Source organism: Sebaldella termitidis ATCC 33386, from assembly GCF_000024405.1.
Classification (GTDB): Bacteria; Fusobacteriota; Fusobacteriia; order Fusobacteriales; family Leptotrichiaceae; genus Sebaldella; species Sebaldella termitidis.
In genome coordinates, this window is sequence record NC_013517.1 from 13076 (window position 1) to 35006 (window position 21931).

Below are 21931 nucleotides of genomic sequence, written 5' to 3' on the forward strand. Positions count from 1 at the left end.
AAAAATTGATATCTTATAAATAATAGTATACAATCTTTTCTAAAACACATGTTTTAAAAAGTTATAATTTTATAATAATTAATCATTCATTGTTGACAAATATAAACAGATATATTAAAATAAAAGCTACTTTAAAGATTCTAGAAAGGAGATATAAAAAGAACATTTGTTTATTAAAATAAAAAAAATTATTTAGGAGAATTATGAGAAAAAATAAAAAATTATTAGTAGGATTTTTAGCAGTAAATTCTATACTAAATGCGAGTACAGGCAGCAATGATAATGTGATTAAAAATGATAAGTTATTTAATAAAATGGTAAAAAATATAGAATCAGGAAAATCTAATGATGAAAATTATAAATTAATTGAGAAAATTTTGAATAAAAGGAATGCAGAACTGAAGGATTTATATCTGCAGAATGATTATGTGGTAAAACCTGAATATCTTGAATGGCAATGGTTTGCTACAGGATTTTATACAGAAAGAGGCCGTGGTGATAATACATCGGACAATGCACAGTATCGTTCGACAACAGAAGGATATTACAATGAAGACGGTGAATATATAGTAACAGAGGGAAAACCGTATATGCCTGTTCAGGGAGTAAAAACCATCAATCTGGGAATGAGCATTCCAGTTAAAGGGCTGAATTTAGGGGCAATTTCTATTAGTCCCGGAGAAGTAAAGCTTCCCAATATAGAAGAAGTAACTGTGAATATAACAGTACCAAGCACACCTACAGTGGGAAATGTAAATTTACCTGCATTTACACCAACAGCACCTGCTGTAAATACTCCTTCTATATTTACGCCGCCTGCACTGGATAAAGTATCTACAGGATTTGCACAGGGAGATCCTGTGGGATTCAGACCTCAGATAAATGTCATATTGGGAAATTCAAGTGCAGCACCTATAAGCGGTACAACGACAGTGACTTCACTGGGCACTTCACAGTTTTCCATAACAGGATCCGGTTTCACATGGAACGGATACAATGACAGTACAACAACATCCGGGACTGTCACTACAGGAACATATTCAATGAATACAAACAGTTATCCTTATACATTTTTAAATGTTCTGGCAGGATCATCTACACTCAGCGGAAACTGGATATATCGGAATCAGACTACAGGTGCTTCACCTAATACTGCCAGATTTGTCAGTGTAAACCATGCTTATGGTGCAAGACATCTGAATACGGAATTTCATCTTGCTGGAGACACTTCTATATATGGAAGAAATGACGGTCATATGACAGTAGGTATAGAATATCAGGCATATGATGCTTTAAGCGCGAAGGCAATTATAGATTCCGGAACGACTCTTACTCTTGAAAGCGGTAAAAATCTTTTTGGAATGACTTTAATGATAGAAAGCCCGTATTACAGGGATGATTTTACAAAAATACCTATAGATACAACTTGTGCTTCAGGGATATGCAGACCAATGGAAAATCTTCCTATATATTCTACAGCGGAAAATAGAGGAAAAATAGTAATAAACAGTCAAGAAAGTATAGGAATTGATTTTGCAAAATATACAGTTCCCTCATCAGACGGATCTAATCCAATGGCTATTTATGTGAAGCCGGGAAATATTGAGATAAACGGAAGTTCAAACTACGGGATAAGAGTCCCTAATATTTTTGACTACGGGAATCTGGGCGGAGCATATTCAAGAACAAGCCAGCTGGGTACAGTAGTATACAGCAGTAACGGGAAAGAACAAAATTACTTTAAAGAAACAATAATAGACGGCTCAGGCGGAATGGTAACTGTAGGCGGAAGCCAAAACGTGGGAATTTCTCTGTCAAAAAAGATAACAGGATCTACCCAGGTAGCAGGCGTTCAGGGATTAACAGCTTCAGATTCTGCTGATCTTATTGGAAATATAAGAAATTTAAATATAACAGTAAATGGAACTGAGGGAATAGGAATACTCAGAAATGCAAACTATGTGGAAAAAGATGATTCTACAGGTCTTCCGTTTGGAGATATAGTATTAAAAAATATAAATGTGGAAAGTCTGAGCTTTGGAACTGAAGCTGAAAAATCAGTACTTATCAGAAGTGACAGATCAAAGCTGATACTGGAAAAAGACCTTATTCTGACTTCGACACTTTCAGCGGGAAAATCGGATAATATAGTAATGCTTGCTAATAATTCAGCAACAGCAAACGCTTTAGATCCTTTGTATACTGCAAAAGCAGAAAATAGGGCAGAAATAAATATAGGAGCAGGACTGTATAAAACAACAGGACTTCTTTCTGCAAACGGAGGAGAAGCAACAAACAGCACTGCCGGTGAGATAATAGTAAATTCGGAAGAATCGCAGGGAATGGCAGTACTTGTTAATTCTAAGGGCTTTAACAGCGGAATTATAACTGTACTGGGGACAAAGTCCGTAGGTATAGCCAATATGGGAGAATTTACCATGACAGCTGGGGAAATAGATGCTTCAGGTGATCAGTCCGTAGGAGTTTACGGGGCTGACAATAATAATAAAACAAATATAAACGGCGGTACAGTAAAGGTATCAAACAACGGAATAGGTTTTTTTGCCGGAGATAATGCTACAATTAATATAAGCGGGGCTTCCCTTGAAGCAAATGACAAAGGACTTTTGTTTTATACATATAAAAATTCTTCTGCATTAACATCCTCAGGTCATATAAACATAACAGGAACGGTAAATGCCACGATAAATGCCGGAGGAACAGCTTTTTATCTGAAAGATGACCTTAGTCAGATAACTAACTTTATAAACAGTGTATTTACAGGAAGCGGTAAACTTAATCTGAATATGGCAAGCTCTGATTCAAGACTGTTTATTCTTGATTCACCGGCAAATGACATATATCTGAGCAGTTCTTCAAGCTCTGCAATAGAATCACTGATTCCGTCATCAAAGGTAAGCATCACGGGAACAGGATATAAGCCTTATGCAGTATTTAAGGGAACTCTTGTGGTAGACCAGAATGTAAATCTTGACGATACAAACGATGCATATAACAGACTGGATTTCATGTCATCAAAAACAATTATTAATCCGGGAATTATAATGTCAGGTACAGGAAATAATGTATCGGCAGTGGGACAGAGAAATTATACAGGAACAAGCGGAAGAAATGAAGTAATTGTTATAAATAACGGAACAATAAAACAAACTGGACAAAATGTAATAGGAATAGTAACAGACTATGGAAATATAACTAATGCAGGATTAATAAGCTCTACAGGTGATAATTCAATAGGAATATACGGAGCAAACGGAACAATAAGCAAAAATACCGGGAAAATAGAAATAGGAAATACCGGAATAGGAATATACGGAGGAAATCTGCTTACAGCTTCTGCTCCGGGGTATGGCGATCAGAAAATAGAAATAGAAAATGACAGTGAAATAAAATCGGCGGGAGCAACCGGGGGAATAGGAATATATGCAGATAATACAGCTCTGGCATTAGGAGATTCCACAGTAAAACTTGGTACAAATTCTGATATAAATATGGTATCGGCTGAAAACGGAGTGGGAGTATACGGTAAAACTACCACAGTCAGCGGCGGAGGTACAATATCTGTCGGGAAAAACGGAATAGGAATGCATCTTTTGGATAGTACAGCCGGATTAAGTAATATAACTATGAATTTATCAGGTGATAATGCTGTAGGATATAATATTGCCGGAACAAGTACTTTTACAGGAAGCGGGGTTTTCAACACAAACGGAAATAATACAGTATTATTTAATATGCAGAAAACAGCGCCAAGTACTGCATATATAGACTTCTCAGGCTTTAGTGTAAGCGGAACCGGGAATTATGTAGGCGGAAATATAGAAAATGCAGGTTTTTATTATAGTAATTCAGGAACAGTAAATGAAAAAAGTACAATAGCAGCCGGAAAAAATTCTGTAATATTATTTGATGCAGGAACTAACATAAATGCATCAGGAAGCAGTAATGTAATAGGAATAGCCGACGGAACATACAATGGCGGAATGCCTTTTTCATTCGCAGGTACGACAGCTGATAAAGAGCTTACAAACAGAGGAATAATATCAGCGGGTGATAAATCAGCAGTTCTTTATGCCAAAAATAATGCTGCAATGCTAAATGCCGGAACTGTTACTGTAGGAAAAGAGTCTGTAGGATTATATGGTGTAAGCGTTAATGATGTAGAAAACAAAGGAACAATTAATGTAGGAGAAAATTCAAAGGGAATCTACCTGAAAGACGGGGTACTTACAGGAGTATTGAATTCAGGAAAGATATTAAGCTCATCTGATACAGCAGTAGGGATAATTTCTGATTACAACGGCGGAAGTACGACTTTGATAAAAACAACTGATGAAATAAAACTAACAGGAGAAAATTCTGTAGGAATTTATACTACCGGAACCGGTATACAGAATGTAGAAAATATAGGACTTATAGAAATAGGAGCTTCTTCTGACAGAAATAATCCAGGAATGGCAATTTATAATACAGGTATAGGAAATACAGTTTTGAATACTGGGACAATTACAGCAGGAAATAATTCACTTGGAATTTACAGTAAAGGCGGAGCTGTAACTGAAAGCGGCAATCTTAATGTCGGAAACAGCGGTACGGGAATATATTCAGACGGAGGAAGTGTAATAATTAACAATCTCGGTTCTATGAATATAGGAGCAAATGCAGCAGTAGGAGTATATGGAGCAAATAATGCAAATATTCAGAATAACTTTGCCAATATAGGGATAGGAAACGGAAGCTACGGATTTATAGCTGAGAGCGGATCAAACGTTACCAATACAGCAGCTCAGATACTTGGGGAAAACTCCGTTCTTGTTTACGGAAACGGAGCAGGAAATATTATAAATACAGCAAGCGGAAATATTAGTGCAGCAGGTTCGGGAAATATAGTGTTTTATACAACAGGCGGCGGAACGGTAATAAATGACGGAAATATAACAGCTGATATAGGGAAAAGCAATATAGGAATTTATAATAACGGAGGAAGCATAACCAATACAGGAACTGTATCTGTCGGTGATACTGAACTTGCTTATGATTCATCAGGTAATGTGGATGTATTAAACAGCAGATATGCAGTGGGAATTTACGGAGAAGCATCAAAAGTAGAGAATCACGGAAACCTGAATATAGGAAATAATGCTGTAGGATTATATGTGAAGGATAACACTATAACAGCATTAAATTATGGGAATATATACGCAGGAACATCAGCAAGCCCTAAAAATGGAGCAATAGGAATCTTTTCAGAAGGCGGGGCAGGAGTAGAAAATCACGGAAATATTACTTTATATGGTAATGATGTAATAGGAATAGCCGGAAAAGGGTCTGCAAAAGTAACAAATCACGGAATAATAACAGTAGAGGGACAAGGGGCAACCGGAATTTACGGAACTCTTAATACAGTAGTTGATAATCAGGGAACTATAAATGTATCCGGAACGGACAGTGTAGGAATAATAGCACCTAAAGGAAAGATACTGAATAACGGAACGATAAACTTTATAAACGGTGCCAAGATGACAGCTATGGATAATGAATATGAAATACCTGAGCTAATCAATGCAGGGATAATAAAAGTAAACGGAAATTTTGAAAATGAAGGAATGAAAATATCGCTAAAGCCTGATTTGAACACACTACAGGAATCATCAGTAGCAGGAATAGATTTTGTAATGAACAGCGGAAGTATCTCAGCAGATACACTTACAATAACAGATACGGTAAAAATTCTTCCTGATTTTTCACAGGGAACAAATGCCAAGGTGTATAAACTGGAGAATGCTTTTATATCAAGCAATATAATATCTGTGACAGGAAAACTTCCTGTGGTAAGTAATTCACTGACTTGGGAAGCAACACCTTCGGTAAATTCAGACGGAAATATAGATATCTATATGTCAAAGATAGATTATCATGATTTTACCGACGGACTGTGGTATGATGATTTTGGAAAAGCTCTTGATGAAAATTATTATGGATCAGCAGGAGATGCCGGAAAAATCTATGACAAGCTGGATCTTATTGAAAACGAAAAAGATTTCAGGCATGTAATGGAAAGCCTTGCAGGGAATATTTATGCCAATATAAACCAGCGTGAGGAAGATATCGCAAGAAGCTTTGAAAATTCAATGACTTTAATGCAGAATTCCGATAATAACACAAAAGAAAATGTAAAGATAAATATAATTGCGGGGAAAGGAAGAACTAAAGAAGATACAGACGGGATTGTAAACTATGATTATACAACAACCGGAGTACTTGCCCTGCGTGAAGTAGAGAGAACTTACAAGCATACATTCGGATATTCCCTTGGATATCTGCACACAGGATTTGAATTTAAAGATGGAAACAGCAGTGAGGAATGGGTAGATACTGTGCAGATGGGAGTTCACAATAAGTATAAAGCAAACGGATGGAATCTGAGAAATGATCTTACAGGAAGAGTAAGTTTTCATAATATAGACAGAAATATAGACTGGCCTTCTCCTACAGGCAGATCAGAAATGAACGGAAGCTATGAGACATATAGTATAACAAGTGACAATATTTTCGGAAAAGAGCTTTCGGTAGGAAAAAATACAAGTATAGTACCATATGGAGCATTGCGTGCAATGTATGTAACAAGACCTGATTTTAGCGAGAGCGGGGAAGAATCACTAAAAGTAGAAGGTAACGATGCATGGAGTGTAAAACCAAGAGCCGGAGTAGAATTGAAGACAGCAGTACCTTTATCTGATTCGGGATGGCAGCTGAAAGGAGCTCTTGACATAGCATATGAATATGAGCTTGCGGATCTGAATGAAAGAGAATATGCAAAATTATCAGCGGTAGAAAATAATTATCATAAATTATCAAAACCGGAAGATGAAAAGGGAACATTAAGAACAAGAGCATCAGTGGGAGTAGAAGTAAAAGACAGATATGGAATATTCCTGACTGGAGAATACGGAGTAGGAAATAACAGCGAGGATGATTATAGAGCAGGGTTAACATTAAAAGCAGTATTTTAAAATAAAAAACTACACTTTATGAATAATAGTTTTTAGTTATTCAAGGTGTAGTTTTTATTATATTAATTAAGAGCTGCTGTAACTGTGTAAATAAATCAGCAGGCAGAAAAAAATTGACTGAAAGAAAAATAAAATATAATTCAAAGTATGAGAAAAGGGGAAACTAAGTATGAAGAACTAAAATTTATTATATATAAAATATCAGGAGGAATACCAGAATGAAAAAAGGATTAATTATATTAACATTGATATCATTGTTATCAGCAGGAGCTCTTGCACAGGGAGAAGAGTCATATTTTTACGGCGGGCGTCAAGAAAATGTCATGAAAAAGAATCTTGAAAAAAATCTAAATTTAACACAGGATCAAAAAGACAAGCTAAAAGTACTTAGAGAGGAAACAAAGGATAAGATAAAGGCTTTGAGCAGCGAGGATCAGACAAGAGAAGAATTTATCCAAAGTCTTCAGTCAATTAAAGATGATCAAAAATCAGAATTAAACGAAATTTTGACTCCGGCACAGCAAAAAATGGTAGAGTCAAAAGAAGCAGCAGTGCAGAAAAGAAGAGAAGATTTTGAGAAAAAGCTAAATCTTACAGATGAACAAAAATCAAAAATCAGCTCAATAAGAGAAGAATACTATCAAAAAATGAGAGCCCTGGATACAGAAGAATTAACAGAAGCACAGCATAAAAAAGAAATGGCAAAATTAGTAAAGGAAGAAATTCAGGCAAGAGATCAAGTGTTAACTGCACAGCAAAAAACTTTTTTAAAAAGTGAAAGAAATAAAATGAAATAATACGGATATTAAATTATTGATTTTTTATTTATAATAAGGTAAAATGTAAAAATCAATATAAAGGAGATTATATCTGTATGAGAAAAACAATTATATTACTTTTAGCATTAATGAGTTTCTTTAGTTTTTCAAAAAATTATGAAAAAGCCGAAGATAAAAAAGAGGGAGTATCGTCGATTTATCTGATATTAAAAGAAGGAAAAGGTAATTCTTATGATTTCTTTTTTGAATATGTGATAGATACCGGATCTTTACTGCCAAAATTACGTCAGGCTGCGGGAACGGCATATAAAAACGGGAATAAATATGTATGTAAGGACTTACGCGGAGAGCAGATAACTTTTGATATTCGCAAGGATCAGGTTGTTATATCAGGGTCTGATTATCTGGAAGGTGTTTATAATTATTTGTCTGAATCTGCAAAAGAAGATTATGAAACTGTAGAGTGGGCATTGGAAGAGGAAAAAGGCTATTAAAAATTTAATATAGAAAAAACAGCAAAAATAAGGGACTGAATTTATTTACTGCTGTTTTTTTATTATAGTTTCTATACTTACCGGAAAAAAGTTATTAACATCGACACCGACATTAAAAGCTTTATTTTCAAGAACAGAAAGACGTTTATTCTGTCCGGGATCTTTGCCGGAATTATGAACATGGCCGTAAAGATGTACAGAATCCTTGAAGAATCCGTCCCATTCAAGAATCGGATAATGAAAAAGAACAAATTTCATCTTTTTATAATTCAGTACAAAATAGTCCTTTACCCATTCAAAAGCACTCATATCAAAGTTTTCATCATTTAAAAATTTATCGTGATTGCCTCTTATCAAATACTTTTTTCCCTTCAGGGTATTTAGTATGGCATTAGCCTGACTGCCTGTCCCTTTGAAAAGAAAATCCCCGAGAATATAAATCTCATCCAGCTCTGTAATATAGGAATTCCAGTTTCTGATAAGGACTTTATTCATTTCATCAACATTTTTAAAAGGTCTGTCACACAGATTAATAATATTTGAATGAAAAAAATGGGTATCTGCTGTAAAATAGATCATATTTTTCCTCCTTTCAGTCTAAATTTAAAGATGTCACACATTATATCATAAGTTTTATTTTTTTCAAAAATTTAATTACAAAAGATAAAAAGAGATAATAACTATATGAGTTAATTATCTCTTTTATATATTTTATAAAATAAAATTATTTTGAATTTTCAAGAAAATCCAGCGCTGCCTGTGTAAGAATTTCCGAGGAAGTAACAGTATTTTTACTGTGGAATGCAAATTTCGGGTGATGATGTACAGGCGGATTTTCCATATCTTCAGCTACGCCGAGAAAGATAAACGCAGAAGGCACTTCCTGTGTAAAATAGGCAAAGTCTTCTCCACCCATTACAGGCTTTGCCATAATGTCCACATTTTCATTTCCAAGAATCTTTCCGGCAGCAGATATAAGAGTCTCTGTAGATTTCGCATCATTAACCAGACACGGGAAGCCGAAATGATAGTCAAATTCATATGCTCCGTTATAGATATCAGTTATTCCTTTTATTGTTTGTTCCATAAGTTCCGGCATTTTTCTTCTTACCTCTTCATTAAGGGTTCTTACAGTACCTGTTATTTCTACTTCATTCGGAATAACATTCTGTGCACTTCCTCCGTGAATAGAACAGCAAGAGATAACTGCAGGCTCAAGAGGGTCTACTTTTCTGCTGACTATAGTCTGCAGGGACAAAATGACCTCAGCAGCCATAACAACAGGGTCAATGAGCATATTTGGCATAGAAGCATGTCCGCCTTTACCTATAAGCTTGATTCTTATATTATCGGGTGCAGCCATCATGGGACCTTTCATTGTTAGTGCTTTTCCTTCGGGATAAGGTCCCCATACGTGAAGTCCGAATGCAGCATCTACTTTTGGATTTTCAAGTATTCCCGCATCAATCATGGGCTTTGCCCCGCCTTGATTTTCTTCGGCAGGCTGAAAAGCAAATTTGATATTCCCTGTTATTTCATCCTTTAATTCATTAAGAATAAGTGCAGCCCCGAGAAGTCCGGCAGCATGGCTGTCATGACCGCAGGCATGCATAACACCTTTTACTTTAGATTTATACGGGACATCAGATTCTTCCTCAATAGGAAGAGCGTCCATATCTCCTCTCAGAAGAACAGTTTTCCCTTCCTTTTTTCCTCTGACTATAGCTAAAATCCCGGTAACAGCAATGTCCTTCTGATATTCAATACCATGCTCCTCAAGGATTTCTATAATTTTTTTTGTTGTTTCGAATTCCTGAAATTCTATACCAGGATTGGCATGAAAATATTCCCTTGCTCCCATAATTACAGAAGAATATTTTTCTGCCAGTTTTTTTATACGATCTGTCATAATTTTTCACCTTTCTCTAAAAATAAAAGTTTTGATATTTCGGCTGGACTGTTCTAATATTGCCGATTTATTGAATAAATAAGCTAAAATATTAAAAACTGTAATGTATTCCTGCATCAGGTCCAAGCGGTATATTAAATATTATAAATAAAATCAGCAATAATGTCCAGACAATACCAAAAAATAAAGAATATGGAATCATGTTGGATATTAATGTTCCCAGTCCTGCCTTCTTGTCATATTTCCTTGCAACGGCAAGTAATATAGGAAAATAAGGAAATAAAGGACTTAACGGGTTAGTAACCGAATCACCTATTCTGTAGGCCATTTGTATTAATGCCGGATTATATCCCAAAAGCATGAACATAGGTACAAAAATAGGTGCCATTATTGCCCATTTAGCTGAAGCACTTCCTATAAATAAATTAATTACAGAAGATAATATAATAAATAAAATCATAAGCGGAATACCTGAAATACCAAGATTTTTTAATCCTTCAGCACCTTTTATGGAAAAAATAGATGCAAGATTGCTTTCATTGAAAAAAGCTAAAAACTGGGCTGAAGCAAAAGCCAGTACAATATAAAGCCCCATATCCGACATAGATTGCCCCATAAGGTGGACCAGATCCTTATCTGTTCTGATTTTTTTGACTATAATACCATAGACAACCCCTGGTATAAAAAATGCAAGTGTAACCAATAAAACAATACTTTTCATTAAAATCGAACTGGAAGAAGTAAGGCTTCCCGTTTCCGGATCTCTGAAAAATGCATTATCACCTATACATAACAGAATAACAATCACGGAAAAGATTCCAAGACTTATAAGGGAATACTTCAACGCCTTTTTTCTTGTATCTTCATCAAGAGCATCTTTTATCTTTTCATCATGATAATCATATTCTACACCCTCAAATCTCGGGGCAATAATTTTTTCAGTAACAAAAACTCCTGTAATAACAAGAACAAAGGTAGAAACGAATAAAAAATAAAAATTCATTGCAACAGTTCCTGTGTAGTTTTTATCAAGAATTTGTGCTGCAGGTATTGTAAAAGTAGCTGCAAGTACATCAGAAATACTGATAAATATATTTGCTGCAAAGCCTGCCGCTACACCGGCATAAGCTGCAAGCATACCTACAAGGGGATGTCTTTTCAGACTGATAAAAATAATTGCTGCAAGAGGAGGTAAAATAATAAAGCCGGCATCTCCTGCTGCATTAGCCAGAATACCTATAAAAAGTATACACGCTGTAACTAATGGTTTTGGTATTTTTACTGTGGTTACTTTTAGTAATTCTTCCATGAAACCTGTTTTTTCAGCAACTCCCGCACCAAACATAGTTACCAGAACCACGCCGAGCGGAGGAAAGCCCTGAAAATTCGAAATTATACTGGTAAAAATTTTTTGAAAACCAGTTTTGGTAAGTAAATCCACTGCCAGAAGAGTTTCTCCTGATTTTGGATGTATTGCAGAAATGCCTGTAGTTGCTACAAATTTTGATATAATTATCACTAAAATACAAAGGATAAATGATAATGTAACAGGGTCGGGCATTTTGTTTCCAACATTCTCAAAAAAATTTAAAAATCTTTCGAAAAAGTTTAATTTTTTTGTCTTCATAATTTCTCCATTCTATAAAATATCATAATAAACTATATCATTTTTTAATTGATTTTATAAATATAAATTTTTTATATAATTATATATGGGTCTAAATATATAATTTTTATTTATAATTAAATTAAAAAAATACAGCTGATAAATTGTAATATTCAGCCGTATTCTATATAGATATTTAAAAATTTATAATTCAAAATCTTCCTTTTTCAGTGCCGGAAATAAAAGTACATCTCTTATAGAAAAAGAATCAGTAAGCAGCATAGTAAGTCTGTCGATTCCTATTCCAAGACCACCTGCAGGCGGCATACCGTATTCCAGAGCTCTTATATAATCCAGATCTGTTTCATGAGCCTCGTCATCCCCGGCTTCTTTCATTTTTTCCTGAGCATCAAATCTTTCTTTTTGTTCTACAGGGTCATTTAATTCGGAAAATGCATTGGCATGCTCTCTTCCATATATAAACATTTCAAATCTGTCTACGAAATCAACAGAATCTTTTTTATTTTTTGAAAGAGGAGAAATCTCTTTAGGATATTCTGTAATAAAAGTAGGATTCATAAGCGTAGCTTCTACTTTTTCTTCAAACAGAAGATTTAAAAGACCGTATTTAGTATAGGCTTTGTCTTTTTCCAAAGGAATATTCATTGATTTTACCAGATTCAGAGCTTCTTCATCGCTGTTTATGCTGTCAAGATCAAATCCTGTGGCATCTTTTACGGCATCTTTCATTTTTATACGCTTCCAAGGTCTTGTAAAGTCTATTTCAGTGTCCTGATAAGTAAGCTTTGTAGTCCCGAATAATTCCTCCACAAGTGAAGAAACCAGCTCTTCAGTAAGATTCATTATATCCTCAAAATCAGCGTAAGCCTGATATAATTCCAGCATTGTAAATTCTGGATTATGCTTGATAGAAGTACCTTCGTTTCTAAAGCTTCTGTTTATTTCAAAAACTTTTTCAAATCCACCGACCAGCAGTCTTTTTAAATATAGTTCAGGAGCTATTCTCAAAAAGAAATCCATATCCAGTGCATTATGATGCGTAATAAAAGGCTTTGCATTGGCACCGCCGGCAATAGGGTGAAGCATAGGAGTTTCTACTTCCAGAAATCCTTTATTTTCAAGAAAATTTCTTATGAATCTAAGTATCTTGAATCTTGTAATAAAAGTTTCTTTTACGTCATTATTCATAACAAGATCAACATATCTCTGTCTGTATCTTGTTTCTACATCAGTCAGACCATGGAATTTTTCCGGAAGCGGTCTTATATTTTTAGATAAAACTTCAAATGAACTTGCTCTTAATGTAAGCTCTCCTGTCTGTGTTCTAAAAAGGGTACCTTCAATCCCGATAAAATCACCGACACCGAGTTTTTTATAAATCTCGTAGTTTTCCTCACCGACAGTATCTTTTTTTACGTAGTACTGGATTTTTCCCGAAAGATCCTGAATGTGTCCGAAACCGTTTTTCCCCATTCTTCTGAAAGCAACAATTCTTCCGGCAGTTTTAAAAGTCTTATCAGAAGTCTCATCAAACTTTAAAATATCTTCTATGTCGTCTTTTTTGTCAAACTTTCTCCCGTAAGGTTCAATACCAAGGGCTTTCAGCTCTTCTACTTTTTTCAGTTTTTCTCCGATAATTGATTTTTCATTGATTTGTTGTTCACTCATAATAATTATATCCTCTCTTTCAGTACTTTAGCTGATACGGATATTCATATTATTTAACAAATCTCCGTGATCAGGGTTCCAGTTCTATTATTTTCAGTTTTATGGTATTTATGACTTCATTTTCGTCTATAACATCGTATATAAGATAAATATTTTTTTCTGAAATATCTAAAAAATTTGTATTTAAAAAAAGATTCTTTTTAAATTCCTTAGTTAAGTATAAAAAATTTGTCATTTCTTTTGGCTTAAAAATCTGTTTTGTATTTATCTGGCCTTTTCTGTATATTTCTATATGATTTTCATAAAGAAATATTTTTGATTCTCCGTGATCATCGGAATAAGAGTATATTATTCCGTTATCTAAAAGGGTTTTCTGGGAGATAAAAGATTTTTCATATTTATTACCAAATTGGTCTTCACTTTTTATAAGCAGATACATAATTTTTAGTCTAAAAGATTTTCTATGAAATCTTCAAGATCTTCCTCACTTTCATCAAGGTCATCAACCTCATGAATATCGTCCGGCTCGGATTCGTCATACTCAAGATCTTCTTTAGTCGGCTTGTCATATTCCTCGAATTCTTCATTCCAAAACATATAATCCTTATCTGCGCCGTAATAATCTTCTTCCCAGATATTAAGTATATCTTCTTCCTCATCTTCAGCTAATACTATAATTTCGTCATCGTTAGAATCACATAAAAATGCTCTTTTTGTTCCTTCTTCATTCTCTGCAATAATGTATTCTTTGCCTTTTATAGTCAGATTAGCGATGCAGTTAAAATACTCGTTTACATCATCTATCATAACTTCAAAATCTTCACCAACAGAAAACATAAAAAAAATCCCTCCAGTTTGTTTATTTATGGTATTTAATATTGTTATTAATGGAAATCCATCTGTATATCTGTTCTATCAGGATTAACCTCATTAATTGGTGAGGAAAAGTCAATTTTGAAAATGAAAGCCTAAAGTCGGCTGCGTTCCTTACATCATTATTTACTCCGTTAGAGCCCCCGATTATAAAATTTACTTTACTGTTAAAATTAGAAATTTCCATTATTTTCTGCGCCATTGCAGGAGATGAAACAGCAATACCGTCTAAATCCAGCAAAATATTATAATAATTCTTACCCTCTATGGATTCCAGTATTCTTTTTGATTCGGTATTAACAGCGCTTTCTATTCCGCGATTCTCACTTTCCTCTTGAAGTTCTATAATACTAAAATTAGAAAATTTTTGCAACCTTTTCTTGAATTCAAGTATTCCGTCTTTTATATAACTGTCTTTAATTTTCCCGACAGCAGTTACATTAATCTTTAGCATATTTTTACCACATTGTCAAAAGAAAAATATATTTTTTTATAAAATAATATATTTTTAATTTTTTAATTATCCTTTCCTACCAAACATTTTATCCAGATCATCTTTTGGAATATTTATAATAATGGGTCTTCCGTGAGGGCATGTATATTTCCCTATTTCATGAAGTCTTCTTATGAAAGAGCTTATTTCATCAGGGTCTAATTTCTGTCCGGCTTTTATGGCACCCTTACACGACATGGAAATAATGATTCTTTCTCTGAGATCTTTTACTTCTATATCATTTTTCAAATCTGCAAGCAGATCCATAAATACATTCTTTATACTGTCTCTGAAATCAAAAGCAGGTACTGATCTTAGGATAATTTCATTTTCTCCGAATTCATCCACATCAAATCCAAAATCACGGAAAACTTCTATATTTTCCATAACAAGATTTTTATCAGGGGAAGTAAGTTCGATCTTCTGCGGTATAATCAGATTTTGAAAATCAAGCTTTTTACTGTAAAATTTTTCTTTAAGTTCTTCATAAAGAATTCTTTCATGTATAATATGCTGGTCATAAATTTCTAATTGATTTTTATTTTCTACTAAAATATACATATTAAAAATCTGACCGATTATTTTATAATCTTCCGGTTTTTTTATATTTTCTTCAGAAGATTTCTGTATACTTTCAGATACATTATTTTCCTTACTTTCTTCTTTATAAGAAGGGTAATCTGTTTTTATATTTTCTCTTATAAAATCAGAGTCTTCCGGCTCTGTTATAAGAGTTTCTATTGCCTTTTTCGGTCTTTCATCTATAATTCTTGTTTCTACATCTCTGTTATCCAAAGTTTCAAGACTAAAAAACTGTTTATTTTCACCCTTTAAAGTTTCATCAGAAAAAAGATTCTCTATTTTTTCAGGCTCTGCGGCACTTATATTTACATTTTGTTTCAGCAGATCAATATTGGGCTGCCATTCCCGTCTTTCCTCAAGATAGAAATAATCATCCATAGCACTTTTTATTTGTGTGTAAATAATTTTATCATTTGAAAATTTTACAATTTTTTTTGACGGATGAACATTTACATCTATTTCTTTGGGATCTGTATTAAGAAAAATAACTGCAAAAGGATATTTCCCCTTCATCAGCTTTGTATAATAACCATCAAGAACAGCCCTTTCTATTGTATTTGATTTTACATATCTTTTATTAACATAGGTAAAAATATAATCCTTTGAGCTTCGGAGAATTTCAACAGAACCAAGATAGCCGTGTTCAAATTTTTTCAGATTTTTCAGAACATTTTTTCCAAAAAGCTCCAGAATGGTATTTTCTATTCCTTTACCGCTAGTTTTTATGCTAGGCTTATCATCAAAAATCAGTGTAAAAGCAGTATCATAATTGACAAGTGCTTCTTTTAAGACAATATCCCTTATCTTATTATACTCGGTACTTTCTTTTCTCAGAAATTTTTTTCTTGCCGGTGTATTATAGAATAGATCCCTGATTTCTATTTCTGTTCCGTTATTCCTTGAAATTTCCTCTACATTTCTTATAGAGCCGGCATAAGCTGTTAATTTATAGCCGACATTTGATTCTTTTGTTTTCGTGGAAATTGTCATCTTGGAAACAGATGAAATAGAAGCAAGGGCTTCTCCTCGAAATCCATATGTCATAAGATTAAAAATATCATCTTTGGTTGATATTTTTGATGTAGCGTGTCTTTCTATGGAAAGCATCATATCATTCTTTTCCATACCTGATCCGTTATCCGAGATTTTCACATCTTTACCGCCGTTAAAAACTTCTATTTTTACAGAATCAGCACCTGCATCCAAAGAGTTTTCCAAAAGCTCTTTTATCATAGAAGCAGGATTTTCCACTACTTCGCCTGCTGCTATAATATTAGATACACTTTCATCGAGAATTTTTATTTTATTCATATAGAACTCCCTTTTCAGATAATTTTTTTATAATATCCTCATTTATCTCTTCTATATTTTTTAAAACACCGTCTGTTTCACATGAAACAATTGTCCAGCCGTATTGCTTTGCAAGATTTAATGCGTTGTAGTATGAATTTTTCAGATATTCGCTGTTTGTTTCGTGAATATCTTTTTTTTCTTCACCAGTAATTTTATTTTTTCTGTCACTCATTAATTTTTGACTGAGCTCAGGAGAAACATCCAGAAAAATGACAATATCGGGAGTCGGAAGACCGAGCTTATTCCACTCCAGATCAATCAGCCATTTAAGAAATATCTGCTTATCTTCTTCGTTTTCTATTTTTGAGGCCTGATGAACCATATTTGAAGTGGTATATCTGTCACTTAAGACAATTCCGCTGTTATTATAAAATTTTTCCCAGTCCTGCTTATATGATGCATATCTGTCAACTGCAAAAAATGTAGACGCAGCAAAGCTGTTAACATCATTTACATCTTTGCCGAATTCACCTGAAAGATACATTTTCAGAGGTTCAGATGCAGGACTTTCATAGTTTGGAAAAGATATCTTTTTTATATTAAAATTTCTTTCTTTTAGTTTTTTATATAATAAATTGGTTTGTGTTTCTTTTCCGCTTCCGTCGCTTCCCTCTATTATTATTAGTTTTCCCATATAGGTATCTCCTTTTATTTTGTAAGTTTTTAAATTAATAAATACATTTTAGCATACCTTAAAAAAGGTAAAAAGTCAAAAACAGAAAATTTTGACTTTTTTTGGGGAAATTTAACTATCTAGCCTTTCAGTTACAGAGTTTTCAAGAAGTTCGAGCATATAATCCGCATTTTTATTTCCCAGATTTTTAGCTTTCTGGAAATATTTTCTGGCAGTTTCAATGTCATTTTTATTCATAAAAATGTTTCCTAATCGTATAAATGCATCGCCAGATCCTAAAGCTGCTGCTTTTTCATAGTAGGTAATAGCTAGATTCATCTTATTTTGGTCTTCATAAAGAAGACCAAGATTAAACATAGCATTAATATCGCCATTTTCAATAGCAGATTTATAAAAGATAACTGCCTGATCATATTTTTTTTGAACATAAAACAAAACTCCCAATTCATTAAGTGCTTCCTCATTTCCGACACTTACTGCGACTTTAAAATACTTTTCTGCGAGATCATATTTTTCTTGATTTTTATAAATACGCCCCAAATTTTTAGAAGCATAAAAATCGTCTTTTTCAACAGCGAGCAGATAATATTTTTCTGCCAGTTCTAATTTTTCTTCATTTTCATAAAGAAGTCCTAAACTGTTTATAGCATCATCATCTTTACAGTCAATAGCTATTTTGAAATATTTTTCCGCAAGATCATATTTATTCTGCCGTTCATAAAAATTAGCTAAATTTCCGGGTGCATAAGCATCATTTTTTTCAACAGCAAGCAAATAATATTTTTCTGCCAGTTCTGGTTTGTTATTATTATTATATAAAATTCCCAGGTCATTATAAGCATCAAAATTTTTTCTTTCAATAGACATTTTGAGATATTTTTCTGCTGAAGCAAATTTATTTTGTCCTGCATAAAGAGTTCCCAAATTTCTGGGAGCATAAAAATCATCTTTTTCAATAGCCATTTTATAGTATTTTTCTGATAATTCATTTTTTTTCCAGTTTTCATAAAGCAGACCCAGATCATTTAGAGCATCGGTATTATCTCTTTCAATAGCCATTTTATAATATTTTTCTGATAATTCATATTTATTTTGATTTTTATATAAAGAAGCGAGATTTCTCATAGCATCATTATTGTTATAATCAATAGAGAGTAAATAATACTTTTCAGCCAATTCCGGGCGGTCGTTATTTTCATAAAGAATACCTAAAGTATTAATAGTATCATTATCTCCTTTTTCTATGGCAATTTTATAATATTTTTCTGCCGGTTCAAACTTATTTTGTGTTTCATAGAAATCCCCCAGATGTCTTGGTGCATAAAAATTTCCATTTTCAACAGCGAGTAAATAATATTTTTCAGCTAAATCCGGTTTATCCCATTCTTCGTAAAGAATAGCGAGGCTGCCATAAGCATAAGTGTAATTTTTTTCAATAGCAGTTTTATAATATTTTTCAGCTAAATCTAGTTTGCCCTGATCTTTATAAAGAGAAGCCAGCTCGCTAGCAGCATATTCATTATCCTGTTCAATAGCCAGCAGATAATATTTCTCGGCAAGATTAAGTTTTTTGTCTGACTCATACAGAAGAGCTAAAGAATAAGTGGCTTCATTATTTTTTCTCTCAGAACCAATTTTATAATATTTTTCAGCCAGATCTTTTTTACCCTGCTTTATGTAAAGATCTCCTAGATCATTTGGAGCAGATGAATTACCTTTATCACTGCTTAGTTTATAATATTTTTCAGCCAGATCCTGTTTATTTTCTCTTTTATAAAGAGAAGCAAGATTATAAAAAGAAGCGGCGCTGTCTTTTCCAGCGGAATTTTTATAAAAATTTTCGATTTTATCCTGTCTGCCCAGTTTTGCATATAGAGCAACCAAACGTTCTGAGGAATAGTCACTGCCTTTTTCAGTACCTGCAAGGTAGTATTTTTCAGCCAGATCATATTTATTTTGCAAAGCGTAAACATCGCCAAGAGCATGAAATGATAGAAGATCACCTTTTTCAGTAAGAGCTTTGAACTGCACCTCGGCTAGATCGTATCTTTGCTGTTTTAGATATAAATGTCCCAGTAATCTTGCAGCGACAACATCACCTGTGTTACTTCCAAGCAAAAAATACTTCTCACTTTGAACGAGATCATTTTTCTTTTGAAATAAAAAACCCAGATTAACATAAGCATCAAAATTTTTTCTGTCTGCAGCAATTTTATAATACTTCTCAGCAAGATTTAATTTGTTTTGTTCTTCATAAATGAGTCCTAAAAATCTTGGAGCAAGAAAATCACCAGTTTCTGTAGATAATAGAAAGTATTTTTCAGCCAGATCAGTTTTTTTATATTTTATATAAAAACCACCAATATTATTATAAATACTTCCAATTTCTAAATCAGCAGCAATTTTAAAATATTTTTCAGATAAATTGAAATCGTTATATATATCATCATAAATAAGTCCAAGATAGTATGCTGCCCAGAGAGAATTTTCCTCATCATAAGCTTTTTGAAGATAGATTTTTGCATTTTCATAATCTTTAATACTAATATATTCCAGTCCGGTTTCATAATTATTTTTTCCAAAAATAACATTACAAAAAAATAAAATAAAAATAACAACCAATAAATTTTTTCTTTTCATAAACCCTCCAAAATACAAATTTTTATGTAATAAGTATACTGTAGGTTAATTAAAAAGTCAAAAAATATTAAGGACAGCCAGATTAAATTAACTCTGACCGTCCTTCTTTTTATATATTAAAGGGCAAAAAGCATATTAAAATATTTTACATTTTTTTCTTCGGCAGATGAAGAGCCTTTCCAAGACAGTCAGCACATGCCTCCAGTATTGCTTCCGAGAATGTAGGGTGTGCATAGATCAGCTCTGAAGCTTCCTCTATTGTTATCTCCATTTCCATCAAGATTACTCCTGCACTTATCATCTCCGTCGCCTTACTCCCTATTACATGTACTCCCAGTATCTCTCCGTAATTATCATCACAGATTACCTTTACAAATCCTTCTTCCTCACTTGAAGCTATCGCTCTCCCGTTGGCTCCAAAGTTAAATCTTCCTGTTCTTATCTTTCCGTATTTCTTTAACGCTTCTTCTTCTGTCAGTCCCACTGATGCTATCTCTGGAAGAGTATACACACATTTCGGCGTATTATCCAGTCTTACCTCTTCTCTTCCTCCCAGTGCATTTCCTGCTGCCGTTTCTCCCATCTTAAAGGCTGAATGGGCTAACATCGATAATCCATTTATATCTCCTGCTGCATAAACTCCCGCTATACTTGTTTCCATATATTCATTTACTATAAGCCTTCCTCTGTCCTGCTTTATTTCCAATCCATCCACACAGCTTAGGTCTGCCTCTCTTCCTATTGAGAAAAGTACATAGTCGCTGCTTAAGCTCTCTCCGCTCTTTAATACTGTCTCTATCTCTTTTCCCTTATCCTTAAATCCTGTTACCTGTTTATCTGTCAGAAGCTTTATCCCTTTTTTCTTAAATATCTTTTCCAGCTCCTGTGATATCTCCTTATCATTGAAAGGTAAAAGGTTTGACATTGCTTCCACTATTGTTACTTCTGTTCCGTATCCTCTGAATATCTCCGCAAACTCACAGCCTATTACTCCTCCTCCGACTATAACCAGTCTTTCAGGTACTTTATTAAGGTCTAGTATCGTTGTACTTGTCAGTATCTTATCACTGTCTATTCCGGGTATATTCAGATATCTTGTTTTTGATCCTCCTGCAAGGATTATCTTCTTACCTTTCAGTACCTGTCCGTCTTCCAGTGTTACTTTCTTTCCTTCTCCAAGCTTTCCTGCTGTACTGTATACATCTACGCCGTAGCTTCTCAGCAAGCCTCCCACTCCCTGTGAAAGCTTCTTTGTTACCTTATTCTTAAATTCCACTGCCTTTGTCAGATCTGATATATTCTTTGTTACCTTTATATCCAGTCCTCTTGACTCTGCTTTTTCTGCTTCTTCCAATATTTCTATATTCTTTATATATGTTTTGGTAGGAATACAGCCTCTGTTCAGACATGTTCCTCCAAGCTCTCTTTTTTCTACTAAAGCTGTTTTGGCTCCAAGCTGGGATGCCTTGTTGGCTGATATATATCCTGCCGGTCCTCCGCCTATTACTATTACATCATATTCTTTTTCATCTGATGTCTTTGTTTCGGTCTTTACTTCCTCTTTCTTTTCTGCTTCTTTTACTTCGCTTACACTTTCTCCTTTTTCTCCAATATAGCCTATTACTGTAAATACCGGCAGTACTTCATTCTCAAATCTTACTTTCTTTAGAAGATAACCCGAGCTCTCGGCTTCTACCTCCATATTTACTTTATCTGTCAGTATTTCGACTATTGGTTCCCCTTCTTTTATGGCTTCTCCTTCTTCCTTCAGCCACTTTATTATAGTTCCTTCTTCCATTGACATTCCTGCTTTAGGCATTATTATTTCTACTGACATATTATTCC

Annotated in this window: 14 protein-coding genes; 3 read left to right on the plus strand and 11 right to left on the minus strand. The window is 33.8% G+C overall.

What is annotated here, in order from left to right:
• Window positions 1–203 precede the first annotated feature (203 nt).
• From STERM_RS00065 to STERM_RS00075, 3 genes are all read left to right on the plus strand, one after another.
• Window positions 204–7034, plus strand: coding sequence for an autotransporter domain-containing protein (locus STERM_RS00065; protein ID WP_012859501.1), 6831 nt, complete (start codon window positions 204–206; stop codon window positions 7032–7034).
• A gap of 218 nt (window positions 7035–7252) precedes the next feature.
• Window positions 7253–7831 (plus strand): hypothetical protein, encoded by a 579-nt coding sequence (locus tag STERM_RS00070; protein ID WP_012859502.1) that lies wholly within the window; start codon window positions 7253–7255, stop codon window positions 7829–7831.
• A 77-nt stretch (window positions 7832–7908) separates the two neighbouring features.
• On the plus strand, window positions 7909–8307 hold the full coding sequence (locus tag STERM_RS00075) for a hypothetical protein (protein ID WP_012859503.1): 399 nt from the start codon (window positions 7909–7911) through the stop codon (window positions 8305–8307).
• Between the two features lie 45 nt (window positions 8308–8352).
• On the opposite strand, the gene STERM_RS00080 is transcribed toward STERM_RS00075, so the two are convergent.
• The 11 genes from STERM_RS00080 to lpdA all read right to left on the minus strand — a co-directional run bounded on the left by STERM_RS00080 (window position 8353) and on the right by lpdA (window position 21923).
• Window positions 8353–8886 carry a metallophosphoesterase gene (locus STERM_RS00080; RefSeq protein WP_012859504.1) on the minus strand — a complete coding sequence of 178 codons (534 nt, stop codon included), beginning with the start codon at window positions 8884–8886 and terminating at the stop codon, window positions 8353–8355.
• Between the two features lie 145 nt (window positions 8887–9031).
• Window positions 9032–10216 carry a M20 metallopeptidase family protein gene (locus tag STERM_RS00085; protein ID WP_012859505.1) on the minus strand — a complete coding sequence of 395 codons (1185 nt, stop codon included), beginning with the start codon at window positions 10214–10216 and terminating at the stop codon, window positions 9032–9034.
• 91 nt (window positions 10217–10307) lie between these two features.
• Window positions 10308–11843 (minus strand): AbgT family transporter, encoded by a 1536-nt coding sequence (locus tag STERM_RS00090; protein ID WP_012859506.1) that lies wholly within the window; start codon window positions 11841–11843, stop codon window positions 10308–10310.
• Between the two features lie 183 nt (window positions 11844–12026).
• On the minus strand, window positions 12027–13511 hold the full coding sequence (gene lysS, locus STERM_RS00095) for a lysine--tRNA ligase (protein ID WP_012859507.1): 1485 nt from the start codon (window positions 13509–13511) through the stop codon (window positions 12027–12029).
• Between the two features lie 70 nt (window positions 13512–13581).
• Entirely contained in the window at window positions 13582–13950 is a 369-nt protein-coding gene (locus STERM_RS00100) for a DUF1934 family protein (protein WP_012859508.1), read from the minus strand.
• Between the two features lie 5 nt (window positions 13951–13955).
• Window positions 13956–14348 carry a hypothetical protein gene (locus tag STERM_RS00105; RefSeq protein WP_012859509.1) on the minus strand — a complete coding sequence of 131 codons (393 nt, stop codon included), beginning with the start codon at window positions 14346–14348 and terminating at the stop codon, window positions 13956–13958.
• A gap of 22 nt (window positions 14349–14370) precedes the next feature.
• Entirely contained in the window at window positions 14371–14838 is a 468-nt protein-coding gene (locus tag STERM_RS00110) for a 23S rRNA (pseudouridine(1915)-N(3))-methyltransferase RlmH (protein WP_012859510.1), read from the minus strand.
• 66 nt (window positions 14839–14904) lie between these two features.
• Window positions 14905–16770, minus strand: a complete 1866-nt coding sequence (gene mutL, locus STERM_RS00115) for a DNA mismatch repair endonuclease MutL (RefSeq protein ID WP_012859511.1) — start codon at window positions 16768–16770, stop codon at window positions 14905–14907.
• Window positions 16763–17446: a dTMP kinase gene (locus tag STERM_RS00120; RefSeq protein ID WP_012859512.1), complete on the minus strand. Its 684-nt coding sequence runs from the start codon at window positions 17444–17446 to the stop codon at window positions 16763–16765. The genes mutL and STERM_RS00120 overlap by 8 nt, the downstream gene beginning before the upstream one ends.
• Window positions 17447–17557: 111 nt before the next feature.
• A complete protein-coding gene (locus STERM_RS00125) occupies window positions 17558–20086 on the minus strand; it encodes a tetratricopeptide repeat protein (protein ID WP_012859513.1) in 2529 nt (842 codons plus the stop codon).
• A 145-nt stretch (window positions 20087–20231) separates the two neighbouring features.
• Complete coding sequence (lpdA, locus tag STERM_RS00130) at window positions 20232–21923, minus strand: dihydrolipoyl dehydrogenase (RefSeq protein ID WP_012859514.1); 1692 nt, start codon at window positions 21921–21923, stop codon at window positions 20232–20234.
• Window positions 21924–21931 lie beyond the last annotated feature (8 nt).